This window comes from Curtobacterium sp. MCBD17_023, from assembly GCF_003224415.1.
Classification (GTDB): Bacteria; Actinomycetota; Actinomycetes; order Actinomycetales; family Microbacteriaceae; genus Curtobacterium.
Genome location: NZ_QKLJ01000001.1, coordinates 264575 through 277600, shown reverse-complemented (window position 1 = coordinate 277600; position 13026 = coordinate 264575). Strand labels below are relative to the sequence as shown.

Sequence of the window (13026 nt, the reverse complement as noted above, 5' to 3'; positions counted from 1 at the left end):
ACCATGGTCGCCGCCCGCCGGGACGGCATGGACGTCGTGTTCGCCGGGCAGTACGGCACCGGCCCCTTCGGGGACGTCGTCCGGCGGGCGCTGGCCGACTCGGGCGTCACCGTCGTGCAGCCCGGGCTCGCCGACCTCGACAGCGGCTACTGCGTGGCGCTCGTCGACGCCACGACCGAGCGCACCTTCGTCACGAGCGTCGGCGCGGAAGGGCAGCTCACCCGCGCCGACCTGGACCATGTGGACCTGCAGGACGACGACATCGTCTTCGTGTCGGGCTACGGCCTGGCGCACCCGGTGAACGGTGCGGCCATCGCCGACTGGCTCGAGTCCGTCCCGCCGTCCGTCCGCGTGGTGTTCGACCCGTCGCCGCTCGTCGACACCCTGCCCGGAGACCTCCTGGTCGCCGTGTCCGCGCGCTCCGACGTGGTCAGCGCCAACAGCCGGGAGGCACGACTGCTCTCCCCGACATCGGCCACCCTCGCCGAGGCCACCGCCGCGATCGCGGCGACAGCGCGGGGGACCGCCCTGGTCCGGGACGGCGCCCACGGCTGCTGGGTCGTCGAGTCCGGTGGCACACCGGTCCTGGTCCCCGGGTTCCCCGTCGTCGCGGTCGACACGAACGGGGCGGGGGACGCGCACGCCGGCGTGCTGGCCGCCGCGCTGGGGCGTGGGGCGGGCCTCCCGGACGCGGTCCGTCGGGCCAACGCGGCAGCGGCGCTCGCGGTGACCCGGTCCGGGCCGGCGACCGCGCCGACGGCTGGGGAAACGGACGCGCTGCTCGCCGGAGCGTGACGCGGTGACCTCCGCGATCGCCGCACCCGTGCGGCTGGAGCGGTCCGACCGGACGGTCCAGCCGCTTGCTGGAGCCGTTCATCGCGTTCGGTGGCTGAGGCGGGGCGCCGGTGTTTCCCGCCCGTCAAGTGTTGGTTACGAGCCCGTTTCCGATGCTCGGCGAACGCTCACGCTCCTCGAAGCTTCCTCTTGAGAACCCCTTCACTCGAGGAGCCCCTTGTCCAGAACCCGTTCCCGGAGTCGGCTCGCCGCACTGGCGATCACCGCCACGCTGACTCCCGCCCTCGCCCTGACCGCCATGCCCGCGTTCGCGGCCCCGACCCCTGACCCCGTCGTCGCCTCCGGCTCCGACTGGGACGTCACGACCGCCCCCGGCGGGTACCTCGTGTCCCTCGACCTGGACGCACCCCTGCCGATGGTCGACGACGCCCCCACACTCGTCGTCGACGGTGAGCCGATCGGCCTCGCCACCGAGTCGGCGGACGGGAAGACCCTGCAGGTCCTCACCGCCGACCGGTCCGTCGCTGACGCGAAGGACGTCACCAAGGCCTGGTCGAGCGGCGACGCGGACAAGGCGACCGAGACGACGACGGCCCCGGTCACCCCGGCCGTCCCCGAGAACCGCACCCTGAAGCGGCAGATGAAGTCCCTCGCCACGGCGGACGCGGTCGAGGACCCGTCCACGCCGGGCGCCTACGAGGTGACCGAGGCCGAGTACGACTTCGGTGACCAGGCGATCCCGCTCGCGGCGATCGGCGGCATCCGCGGTGAGCTCACCGGGAAGATGTACCTGACGAGCGCCGCCGGCGAGCGTCCGACCGTCGTCTTGCTGCACGGCCGCCACACCTCGTGCGCGGGCACCGGTGCGAACCCGCTGCGCTGGCCCTGCGGTCCGACCCAGTCCAACGTGCGCTCGTACCTCGGGTACGAGGGCACCGCGCGTGCACTCGCCACCCGCGGCTACAACGTCGTCTCCATCGCCGCGAACGCCGTGAACTCGAACGACAACCAGCTCGCCCTCGACTACGGCGCGCAGGCCCGCGGTCAGCTGATCCTCGACACGCTGGACATGCTCGGCAAGGCCGACGCCGGGACGGCCGTCTCGTACGACGACGTCACGACGGCGACGAGCTCCGCCCCGAGCACGACCACGACCCGCACGCTCGACGACGCCCTCGTCCGCGCGACGACCCGCACCGACCAGCCGGCCGCCGCCTCCACCGTGACGGCGGCGTCGCTCAAGGGCCGGTTCGACCTGACGCACGTCGGCATCATGGGCCACTCCCGCGGCGGTGAGGGTGTGGTCTCGGCCGCCACCCTCAACGAAGCGCTCCCGAAGCCGTTCGGCATCGAGTCGGTCCTGCCGCTCGCACCGGTCGACTTCGGCCGCATGACGCTGCCCGACGTGCCGACCGCCGTCTTCCTGCCCTACTGCGACGGCGACGTGTCGAACCAGCAGGGGCAGCACTTCATCGACGACTCCCGGCACGCATTCGGTGACGAGGTCCTCCGCTCCGCGGTGTGGGTGATGGGCGCGAACCACAACTTCTTCAACACCGTGTGGACCCCGGGCAAGTACCCGGCGGCGACCGGCGACGACTGGAACGTCCGCGACACCACGTCGACCTGCGCCACGACCAGCCCGACCCGCCTCACCGCGGACCAGCAGTACCAGGTCGGCGTCAGCTACATGACCGGCTTCTTCCGCCTCACCATGGGCGGCGAGACCCAGTTCCAGTCGATGTTCGACGGGTCGGTCAAGCCCGCGACCACCGCGACGCCGTTCGCCGACGTCCGGACCATGGCCGCGCAGCCCACCTCGAAGACGAAGCTCGTCACCGACTTCACGAAGTCGAGCTCCCTCGTCCGCACCGTCGGGGGCGCCACGGCCGCGGTCTGCTCGAACCTGACCGGTCGGACGCTGCCGCAGTCGAACCCGTTCTGCGCCACCACCAAGGGCTCGGCCCAGGTGCCGCACTGGACGCCCGGCTCGTTCGCACCGAACGTCCCCGCGTTCCCGACCACCCGGTTCCTGTGGACCGGAGCCTCCACCACCGACCCGGCAGCGCCGAGCACCGGTGAACTCCGCGTCTCGGTCCCCGCGACGGCACGCAACGTCTCCGACAGCACGCAGCTCACGCTGAAGACCGCGCCCGACGAGGCGGTGTCCACCGGCACCGACTTCCGGATCACGGTCCTCGACGGCTCCGGCGGGACCTGGTCGACCGCTGCCTCTGCGGTCAACCCGCTCGCCGTCAATCGGATGCCCGGCGGCACGAACACGACGCTCAACAAGATCGTCCTGCAGCAGCTGACGATCCCCACGGCGTCGATGACCGGCCTGGACCTCACCGACGTCCGCGAGGTCCGCTTCACCGCGGGCGTCGGGGCCGACGGCACCGGCACCGGCGGGGTCTACCTGTCCGACCTGGCGTTCGACACCCCGAGCGTCGGCACCGCCGTCGCCCAGACGCGCACCACGGTGAACGTCGCCCCCACCGCGGTGGAGGAGGGCGCCGGCCCCGGCACCGCCGACGTCGCCGTCTCCCTGTCGCGTGCCGAGTCCCGTCCGGTCACCGCGTACGTCAGCGTCCTCGGCTCGGCGACCGGCACCGTCGGCGTCGGCATGGAGCGCGTGACCTTCGCACCCGGCGAGACCTGCCGCGCGGTCACCGTGCCGACGGCCGGCAACACCATCGCCTCGGCGACGCCCAGCTCCGCCTTGAAGGTGAGCGTCACGAACACCAGCAACGCCGTCATGGGCGCGTCCGCGTTCACCAACCTGACCGTCCGCGAGGACGACGGCGTCACGGCGCCGGCGAAGGCGATCGCGCCGGTCGGCAAGCAGGGTGACGTGTGTGCCGAGCGGACCGCCGCGGCCGCTCCGGTGGCGCTCGGCACCTCCGCTGCGAAGGTCACGCCGGGTACCACGGTCCTGCTCACGGGCACGGGCTTCCGCCAGGGCGAAGGCGTCACCTTCCGCTCCGGTGAGACGGTCGTCGACACGGCCGTCGCCGGGTCGAGCGGCGCGGTCGCCGGCACCCTGCAGGTCCCGGCCGACGCGGACCTCGGCGCGCTCGCCGTGTCCGCCGTCGGTGCCGGTTCCGGCCGGGAGGCCCGAGCCACCGTCACGGTCGTCGCGACCACGCCGAAGCTCGCGCTGAAGGAGGGCAGCCGCGCGACCGTCGGCGGGTCGTGGAAGGTCGGCCGGACCATCACCGCGAAGCCCGGTTCCTGGAACGCGAGCGGGGTCACGTTCACCTACAAGTGGTCGCGTGACGGGAAGTCGATCCCCGGAGCGACCAAGGCCACCTACAAGACGACGTCGAAGGACGTCGGGGAACGGCTGAAGGTGACCGTCACCGCCAAGAAGACCGGCTACACGACCGGGACCACGACCGGGCTGTCGGGTCGGATCCACAAGTAGTGCCGCACTGATCGACGAGGGCGGGTGGTCGCGAGGTCACCCGCCCTCCGTCGTCCCACGAGCCGGACGGGAGGCGCAGCACGGGCCCGCCCCGGGCCTTCCGGCCGGCACCGACGCACCGCGACCACGCGACCCGAACACGGGACTGGTGCGGTCGCCCGTCGCGCGTTTGACTCGTGCCAGGGCATCCGGCCCCGCCACGACCAGGGAGGCCGACCGTGCGCACACTCGTCTACACCAGCACGCAGACCCGACCGATCTCGGACTCCGAACTCGCGCAGATCCTGGCGGTCGGACGCGAGAAGAACACGCGCCTCGGCATCACCGGCATGCTCGCGCACCGCGACAGCAACTGCATCGGCATCATCGAGGGCGAGGACGACGTCGTCCACCAGCGCTTCGAGCAGATCGGCCTGGACCCCCGGCACACCAACGTCCGGGTGCTCTGCGACGACCCGGTGCAGCAGCGCTCCTTCCCGGACTGGTCCATGGCGTTCCAGCCCCTGGACCCGCTCATGCGCGAGGTCCCGGGCTTCAGCGACCTGTTCGAGGCGCAGCGGCCGAGCGACGCCGAGTTCGGCGCCTCGCGGGCCCGCGCCCTGCTCGAGTGGTTCCGCAAGCACCCGCTCGCGCCGCTGACGAACCAGAACGCGGCCGACGACGAGGTCCCGCGCACCCGCGCCGTGAACGGCGCGATCGCGGTCCTGCACGACGGCGGGACGACGAGCTTCTCCATCGAGGCGGTGGCGGAGCGCAGCGGCATGAGCGTGTCCGAGATCGAGGGGCTGTTCCCGAACCGGCACGCCCTCCTCGCGGCGACGGTGGAGCGGTGGACGCGTGCGGTGTCGGCACCCCTGCTCCCGATGATCACGGAGCGCGGAACGGTGGCGTTCATGCACGCCCTGCTGGCCGCGCACGTCGAGGAATCGGGACTGATGCGCCTGCTCGCGTCGACACTCGCCGCGGCGACGGACCCCTCGGTCGACGGTGCCGACTACTACCGGTCCGCCTACCGGCAGTTCCGGGAGACGATCCGCACGGCACTCGCCGCGGACGTGCGGGAGGGCCGCGAGCCGGCGACGATGGACCCGGAGCGGGGCGCACAGCAGCTGCTCGCCCTGTACGACGGTCTCCGGCTGCAGGCCCTGCTGACGGGTGACACCGACCCGGTGGAGGCGTTCGACCGTGCCGCCGCGCGCATGCGGCGGGGGTGGTCGGAGCAGTACGAGCAGCCGAGCTACTGGGAGATCCCGGTCGCACCGGCACCCTGACGCGGGAACCGTCCGTTCTCCCCCGTGAGTTGGGGGCGGTGGAGCGCTCCGCGATCGGGCAGGATGGACCGCGGGGCGTGGACCGGGTATCCGCGCCCTGCTCGCTCACCCAGGGTGGTGAGCCCGGCCGTCTGGTCGCCTTCGGGTGGTGATCAGGCGGCCGATCACGTTCCGGGAGCCCGTGCTTGTCCGCCGTTCGTCCGACTGCGGAACGCGCATGATCGGGTCTACCGTCGCGTCCGTGCGGCAACGGGGCCGCACCGGTCATGAATCGAGCATCATGCAACGACGGATGAGAAGTCTCGTCGCCCTCGCCGTGAGTGCCGGCGTCGTGGGGGCCCTGGTCCCGGCGATCTCGGCCCAGGCGGTCACGACGAGCGACACCCCGGACTTCGGGAGCAACGTCAAGGTCTACAGCCCATCGACCCCGACCTCGACCATCCAGGCCGACGTCGACGCCGCCTTCACCTCGCAGCTCCGCAGCACCACGGCGCAGTTCGGGTCCCAGCGGCACGTCTTCCTGTTCAAGCCGGGCAGCTACAACCGTGTCTGGGCGAACCTCGGTTTCTACACGACGGTCGCCGGCCTCGGGAAGAACCCCGACGACGTCACCATCACCGGCGCGGTCAACGTGGACTCCGGGTGGAACGCGGGCGACGAGAAGAACGCCACGCAGAACTTCTGGCGGTCGGTCGAGAACGTCGCGGTCGTCCCGGAGGGCGGTACCGACCGCTGGGCCGTGTCCCAGGCCGCTCCGATGCGGCGCGTGCACATCAAGGGCAACCTGACGATGGGCCCCTCGAACCAGGACGGCGGCCAGGGCTACTCGTCCGGCGGTTACATCGCGGACAGCAAGGTCGACGGCACCGTCACCTCGGGGTCGCAGCAGCAGTGGTACACCCGCAACTCCACGCTCGGTTCGTGGCAGGGCGGGAACTGGAACATGACGTTCTCGGGAGTGCAGGGTGCCCCGGCGAACGACTTCTCGAAGAGCTACACGACGCTCGCCACCACGCCGACGACGCGCGAGAAGCCCTACCTGTACGTGGACTCGTCGAACAAGTACCACGTGTTCGTCCCCTCGCTCCGGCAGAACTCGAGCGGTGTCACCTGGCCGAACACCGCGGGCACGGACATCCCGATGCGGAACTTCTACGTCGCGCACCCGGGTGACTCGGCGGCGACGATCAACAGCGCGCTCGCGCAGGGGCTGAACCTGTTCTTCACCCCGGGCACGTACCAGCTCGACGCGGCGATCAACGTGCAGCGGGCGAACACCGTCGTGACCGGCATCGGCTTCCCGACGCTCGTGCCGACCAAGGGCAACTCCGTCCTGGTGTCGAACGACGTCGCTGGTGTGAACGTCTCGAACCTCGTCGTCGACGCCGGCACGCAGAACAGCACGCAGCTGATCCGACTGGGGACGGCGGACTCGCACATCGACCACGCGGCGAACCCGCAGAGCATCCAAGACGTCTTCTTCCGCGTCGGGTCGAGCATCCAGGGCAAGGCCAGCACCTCGCTGCGGGTCAACGCGGACGACACCCTGATCGACCACATCTGGGCGTGGCGCGCCGACCACGGTGGCGCACCCACGGGGTGGACGGTCAACACCGGTGCCACCGGCGTCGAGGTGAACGGCAACGACGTCCTCGCCACCGGGCTCTTCGTCGAGCACTACCAGAAGTACGAAGTGCAGTGGAACGGCAACAACGGCAAGACGATCTTCTTCCAGAACGAGATGCCGTACGACGTGCCGGACAACGCCTCGTGGCAGAGCCCGACCGGAGCGGGGTACGCGGCGTACAAGGTCGCGGCGAACGTCACCACGCACGAGATCTGGGGCGGGGGTGTCTACTGCTTCTTCAACACGAACCCGTCCGTGCACGCGGACCGGGCGTTCGAGGTGCCGCAGACGCCGGGCGTGAAGGCGCACGGTCTCGTCACGGTGTCCCTCGGTGACGTCGGCACCATCTCGAGCGTCATCAACGGGGTCGGCGGGGCCGTCCCGACGCCCGCGGGCAACACCTCGCCCAACCGCGTGGCGAACTACAACTGACAGGCGGTCGCGACGCGACCACCTGACGAACGGGAGGCTCGGTGCCAGCTGGCACCGGGCCTCCCGTCCGTCGTCTGCCGACCCTTCAGGACCGCAATCCCTTCACCGTGATCAGCATGATATGTCACCGGGTGGAATCTGGTGTCCCCGTACTACTGTTGCCTCTCGAGTCGTCCGTCGGGCGGCTCACAGACCAGAGGGGGGAGAAGATGTCGTCATTCACGACCCGCACGTTCGCGATCGTCGTCTCGATCGGAGCGATCGTCGCCGGTTCGGCGTGCTTCGCGGCGACGGTGGGGACTCCGGCACAGTGGATCGGCGTGCTGATCTCGAGCCTCGCCACAGGACTGAGCGGGATGTACGTCGGGACCGTTGCGCGTCACCGCTCCCGGAAGCCCAGGCGCTGACCGCGGAAGGCTCGGTGCCAGCTGGCACCGGGCCTCCCGTCCGTCGTCTGCGCCGTCAGGGCTGCAGCGCCTCCAGGTCCTCGAGGAGGCTCGGATGCGTCGGCTCCCAGCCGAGCGCCTGCCGGGTGTGCGCGCTCGACGCCGGCTGGTCCATGGCGAAGATCGGCCCGAAGGGACCGAACGTGTCGTCCGGCACGGACCGCACGGGGAGTCCGAGGCGGCGGCCGACCACGGTGGCGATGTCGACGACGCGGTCGCCCTCGTCACCGACGGCGTGCCACGCGGTGCCGGCCGGCGCGGACTCGAGGGCGATGCGGAACAGCGAGGCGGCGTCCCGCGCGTGCACGGCGGGCCAGCGCTGCTGACCGTCGCCCGGGTACCCCGCGATCCCGGTCCGACGCGCGGCCTCGGTGAGCAGGCCGGCGAACCCGCCCTGCCCGTCCTCGTGAACGGTCCGGGGCATCCGGACGGCCGAGGCGCGGACGCCCTGCGACGACAGTGCGAGCAGGTCGGTGACGGCGACCGCGCGGCTCGCGACCGGACCCTCGACGGGCAGCGGGTCGTCCTCGGTCGCAGCGCGTCCGGCCACCCAGGGCGTGCCGGACACGGTGACGATCGGCTTGCCGCTCTCGATGAGTGCTGCACCGAGCGTGGCCATGGCGTCGCGCTCCTCGCTGAGGCCCTGCTCGAGTGCCTCGGCGCTACCGTAGTCGCGACTGAACGCCAGGCTGATGACGCCGTCGGCGCGGGTGGCTCCCTCGCGCAGGACGTCGAGGTCGGTGAGCGAGCCGCGCAGGACCTCGGCGCCGGCGGCCTCGAGGGTGGCGGCGGACGCGTCCGACCGGGCGAGGCCGAGGACGGTGTGACCGGTGGCGAGCAACTCGGCGACGACGGCGGTGCCGATCGTGCCGGTTCCGCCCGTGACGAAGACGTGCATGGGGACTCCTCAAGTGATGGGACGTTGGTACCGTCACCGTAGGACACTGATGGCACTCTTGTCCCGTCGGAGTGCGCTGACGGGACAAGAGTGCCGTCAGTAGGATGGTGGGCATGGCGCGATGGGAACCGGGAGCACGGGAGCGGCTCGTCATCGCCGCCGTGGACCTGTTCACGGAGCAGGGCTACGACGCGACGACCGTCACCGAGATCGCCGAGCGCGCCGGCGTCACCAAGAGCACCTTCTTCCGGCACTTCCCGGACAAGCGCGAACTGCTCGTCGCCGGACAGGAGACCCTGAGCCGTCTGCTCGCCGAGGGCATCGCCGGTGCCCCGACCGAGGCGAGCCCGCTCGAGGCCGTCGCTGCCGGACTCGAGCGGGCCTCCGGCGAGATGGGGCCGCGGAACCGGGAGCTCGGCCCCCGACTCAAGGCCGCCGTGGCCGCGAGTACGGAGCTCCAGGAGCGGGACGCGCTGAAGAGCGTCGGCATGGCCGCCGCGATGACGACGGCGCTGCTCGAGCGCGGGGTGCCCGAGACGACCGCGCACCTGGCCAGCGAGATGGGCGTCCTCGCGTTCAAGCAGGGCTACGCGCGGTGGTCCGAGGGTGAACGGAGCGACGACGACGGTCTCGCACGCCACGCACTCGACGTCCTGCAGGAGCTCCGGAGCGCGACGGCAGCACTCGGCTGATCCGCGCAGGGTCGCTGCACGGGACCGCGGTACCCACGTCAGTCCCGCGCGACGACGCCCTGCCGCAGCATGTCCCGCGCGACCCGGGCCCGCGGGATCACCCACAGCACGCTCCACAGCGCCAGTCCGGCCCAGAGGCCGAGGAGCAGCAGGGTGATCACCGTGCCGTGCTGGTCGCGCATGGACCAGGTCATGGCGCTCCAGAAGACGCAGAGCACGATCTTGCCCCAGCCGCCGACCTGCTGGTCCGCCTGGGCCTGCAGCCGCGGGACCCAGACGTCCGCGGGCACCTCGGCGGGGACGTGCCGGTCGGTCACCCACCGCTCGACCATCACCACGCGCTCGTACCCGCCCTCGGCACGCCAGGACCGGAGCCGCAGCCAGCCGGCCACCGCGGCCCCGACCACTCCGGCGGGGAGGCCGACGGACACGAGCACCTGCGGGGTCGCGGTCCGGAACGACGACAGGACGAGCATGGTGAGGACGAGCGCGAACGCAGCACCCGCCACCGCGGTGCCGAGCAGCCGGAGCCGCCCGGCTTCGTCGACCACTCCGACCCCGTGCACGCTCCGACCGTACCCGTGGCGGCCGACCTCCCGCTGCCCGCCGGGGGCAACGCACAGGAGGCCCGTCACCGGTCCGACGGACGGGTGACGGGCCTCCTGGAAGGGGTCCGCCGGTACTGCGGTACCGGCATCGGCGTGCCGGCCCGGGGGTCAGTCCCCGGCGTTGATGAGGCCGAGCCAGCGGCCGAAGCCCGCGTGGTCGTCGTCCTGCAGGTGCAGGTGCGGGTGGCGGGCGAGGTCGTCGCGCTGGCCAGGGGTGCGGTCGTCGTCGATCACGGCGGACTCCTTCTCGTTCGGGGGTGTTCATCTCTACACGCGGGCCGCCGCGGACATTCCCGTCCCTGCGGAACGCCGGTGTGCCTGCGAGACGCCGGTGTGCCTGCGAGACGCCTCGGGCGGGACGAGACGCCGTCACTTCCGGCGGCGTCTCGAGGCGATGGAGGTGTCGCTCGCTGACGGGGGTGTCTCGATGCGTCAGCCGTCCCCGCCCGGCCGTACCGGGGGACACCGCTGCGACCCGGCTGAGTCCGGCCCGCCCGGTCCTGGTACTCCTTGGGGATCGGCTGCGCCCCGCAACCGAGGACGAGGTGACGCCATGGTCGACGCGAGGACCTACGACGAGTCCGGGTACTGGTACCCCGACCGTGCGGCGAAGAGCGGCGTGGAGCTGCTCAACGCCATGCGCCGCTACCGCTCCGCCGAGGTCGCCATGCGCCAGCGCACGCGCGACACCATGCACATGGGCGCCACCGACATGGCCGCCGTCCGGTTCCTCCTGCAGGCCCGACAGCGCGGCACCGCGGTGAAGCCGACCGGACTGGCCGCACACCTCGGCATCACGACCGCGTCCACCACGGCCCTCGTGAAGCGACTCGTCGCCGCCGGACACGTCGACCGGCAGACCGACCCCGACGACGGCCGCGGGTTCCTGCTCGTCGCGACCGACTCGGGCGACGAGACGGTGCGGTCGAACCTCACCGCGGTGCACGCGCGGATGATCGCCGCCGCCGACCGGCTCTCCCCGACGACGATCGCGGAGATGAGCGCCTTCTTCGCCGAGATGACGGCCGCGATGGACGACGCAGCCGCGGTGGTCCCCAACGACGCTCGCGGTGCCGTGGCCGTCGCCGTGCCCGCCCACCACTGACCGCCACCAGCCGCGCTGAGTAGCGTCGGGCACGTGCCGACGTCCGCACCGTGCCGACGTCCGCACCACGGCGGCGTCCGGACCGCGACGACGCCGGCAGGGAAACGAAGGAGACCACCCGCATGTCCAAGAAGAGCCGGACCACCAGCACCCTCACGCGCGCCCTGCTGCTCGGGGTCCTCAGCGGAGGCCGCTCGGCCACCCCGCTCGCCGTCCTCGGCCTGCACCAGGGCGACAAGCGCCTGTCCGGCGACTGGCAGAAGTGGAAGACCTTCGACTCGTCGCTCGGCCGCGCCGGACTCGTCGCGGGTGCCGCGGGCGAGATCATCGGCGACAAGATGCCGAAGACCCCGAACCGCATCGCCCTCCCCGCACTGCTCGGTCGCATCGGCGCCGGCGCCTTCGTCGGTGCGGCGTTCGGGACCACCACGAAGTCCGGGAAGTCGGACCTGCGGATCGAGGGCGCCATCGTCGGCGCGATCGGGGCGCTCGTCGGTTCCTACGTCGCCTGGGCGGCCCGCAAGGCCGTCGGCACGGTCCTGCCGGACCCGGTGGTCGCCGTCGCCGAGGACGCGGCCGTCATCGCCGGCTCGCGTGCGGTGGTCCGCGGCGCCTGAGCCGCGGTCTGCCGGTCGCACGACCTGACGGACGGGAGGCCCGACTCACCTGGTGAGCCGGGCCTCCCGTCCGTCGTCGTGTCGGCGGCTACCAGCGTTCGTGCACGGTGGCGCGGAACCAGCGGTCGTAGAGGTCGCGGACCGTCGCCCCGAGGTCGGCGGGCAGCTCGAGCGAGCCGGCCTCGGCGTTCGACCGGGCCTGCTCGGCGTTGCGGGCACCGGGGATCGCCGCCGTGACGCCGTCCTGCGCGACGACCCAGGCGAGGGCCGCCTGCGGGACGCTGACGCCCTCGGGCAGGGCCGCCGCGAACTCCTGTGCCGCGCGGACGCCGTCCTCGAACGGGACGCCGCTGAACGTCTCACCCTGGTCGAACGCCTCGCCGTTGCGGTTGTACGTGCGGTGGTCCTCCGGGGCGAAGGTGGTGTCCGTCGTGTACTTGCCGGAGAGCAACCCCGAGGCCAGCGGGACGCGGGCCAGGATCGCGACCCCGGCCTCCCGGGCGGCGGGGAGCACGCGGTCGAGCGGCTTGAGGCGGAACGCGTTGAGGATGATCTGCACGCTCGCGACGCCCGGGCGGGCGATCGCGGTCAGGGCCTGGTCGGCGGTCTCGACGGAGACGCCGTACGCGGCGATCGACCCGTCGGCGACCAGCGCGTCGAGGGCGTCGTAGACCGCGTCGTCCTCGAAGACCGCGGTCGGCGGGCAGTGCAGCTGGACGAGGTCGAGGGTGTCCTGGCCCAGGTTCTCCCGCGACCGGTCCACCCACTGCCGGAAGTTCTGGGCCACGTAGTTCGACGGGACCTGGTCCACCCGGCGGCCCATCTTCGTGGCGACCGTGACACCGGCGTCGGCATGCGCGGCGATCCACCGGCCGATGAGCTGCTCGCTGCGGCCGTCGCCGTACACGTCGGCGGTGTCGAACAGGGTGATGCCGGCCTCGGCGGAGGCATCCATCACGGCGAAGGCGTCCTCCGCGGCCACCGGACCCCAGTCACCGCCGAACTGCCAGGTGCCGAGGCCGATCACGGATACGTCGCGGCCGGTACGGCCGAGGGTGCGTCGCTGCATGCCGACGACGGTAGCCCCTGCTCGCCGAGGGCCCGCGCG

General features: G+C 72.0%; 12 protein-coding genes. 8 read left to right on the top strand and 4 right to left on the bottom strand.

What is annotated here, in order from left to right; translation table 11 throughout:
• Positions 1 to 3 precede the first annotated feature (3 nt).
• From DEI84_RS01335 to DEI84_RS01315, 5 genes are all read left to right on the top strand, one after another.
• Positions 4 to 795 carry a PfkB family carbohydrate kinase gene (locus DEI84_RS01335; RefSeq protein WP_258371646.1) on the top strand — a complete coding sequence of 264 codons (792 nt, stop codon included), beginning with the start codon at positions 4 to 6 and terminating at the stop codon, positions 793 to 795.
• A 217-nt stretch (positions 796 to 1012) separates the two neighbouring features.
• Entirely contained in the window at positions 1013 to 4222 is a 3210-nt protein-coding gene (locus DEI84_RS01330) for a hypothetical protein (RefSeq protein WP_146236265.1), read from the top strand.
• 218 nt (positions 4223 to 4440) lie between these two features.
• Entirely contained in the window at positions 4441 to 5493 is a 1053-nt protein-coding gene (locus tag DEI84_RS01325; RefSeq protein WP_181420295.1) for a BLUF domain-containing protein, read from the top strand.
• A 292-nt stretch (positions 5494 to 5785) separates the two neighbouring features.
• Positions 5786 to 7552 carry a hypothetical protein gene (locus tag DEI84_RS01320; protein ID WP_110889385.1) on the top strand — a complete coding sequence of 589 codons (1767 nt, stop codon included), beginning with the start codon at positions 5786 to 5788 and terminating at the stop codon, positions 7550 to 7552.
• Positions 7553 to 7761: 209 nt separating this feature from the next.
• Positions 7762 to 7959 (top strand): hypothetical protein, encoded by a 198-nt coding sequence (locus tag DEI84_RS01315; RefSeq protein ID WP_146236264.1) that lies wholly within the window; start codon positions 7762 to 7764, stop codon positions 7957 to 7959.
• 55 nt (positions 7960 to 8014) lie between these two features.
• On the opposite strand, the gene DEI84_RS01310 is transcribed toward DEI84_RS01315, so the two are convergent.
• Complete coding sequence (locus DEI84_RS01310) at positions 8015 to 8896, bottom strand: SDR family oxidoreductase (RefSeq protein ID WP_110889383.1); 882 nt, start codon at positions 8894 to 8896, stop codon at positions 8015 to 8017.
• A gap of 113 nt (positions 8897 to 9009) precedes the next feature.
• On the opposite strand from DEI84_RS01310, the gene DEI84_RS01305 reads away from it, so the two are divergent.
• A complete protein-coding gene (locus DEI84_RS01305; protein WP_110824394.1) occupies positions 9010 to 9588 on the top strand; it encodes a TetR/AcrR family transcriptional regulator in 579 nt (192 codons plus the stop codon).
• Positions 9589 to 9626: 38 nt separating this feature from the next.
• Here the strand turns inward: DEI84_RS01305 and DEI84_RS01300 are convergent, their stop codons facing one another.
• Both DEI84_RS01300 and DEI84_RS15870 read right to left on the bottom strand, forming a co-directional pair.
• Positions 9627 to 10154, bottom strand: a complete 528-nt coding sequence (locus DEI84_RS01300) for a hypothetical protein (protein ID WP_146236263.1) — start codon at positions 10152 to 10154, stop codon at positions 9627 to 9629.
• Between the two features lie 150 nt (positions 10155 to 10304).
• Positions 10305 to 10430: a hypothetical protein gene (locus DEI84_RS15870; RefSeq protein ID WP_258365834.1), complete on the bottom strand. Its 126-nt coding sequence runs from the start codon at positions 10428 to 10430 to the stop codon at positions 10305 to 10307.
• 319 nt (positions 10431 to 10749) lie between these two features.
• On the opposite strand from DEI84_RS15870, the gene DEI84_RS15540 reads away from it, so the two are divergent.
• Both DEI84_RS15540 and DEI84_RS01290 read left to right on the top strand, forming a co-directional pair.
• Positions 10750 to 11301: a MarR family winged helix-turn-helix transcriptional regulator gene (locus DEI84_RS15540; protein ID WP_181420294.1), complete on the top strand. Its 552-nt coding sequence runs from the start codon at positions 10750 to 10752 to the stop codon at positions 11299 to 11301.
• A 122-nt stretch (positions 11302 to 11423) separates the two neighbouring features.
• The gene (locus DEI84_RS01290) at positions 11424 to 11918 is read left to right on the top strand and encodes a DUF4126 family protein (RefSeq protein ID WP_110824391.1); all 495 of its coding nucleotides are present in this window, start codon (positions 11424 to 11426) and stop codon (positions 11916 to 11918) included.
• An 88-nt stretch (positions 11919 to 12006) separates the two neighbouring features.
• Here the strand turns inward: DEI84_RS01290 and DEI84_RS01285 are convergent, their stop codons facing one another.
• The gene (locus DEI84_RS01285; protein ID WP_110824390.1) at positions 12007 to 12987 is read right to left on the bottom strand and encodes an aldo/keto reductase; all 981 of its coding nucleotides are present in this window, start codon (positions 12985 to 12987) and stop codon (positions 12007 to 12009) included.
• Positions 12988 to 13026 lie beyond the last annotated feature (39 nt).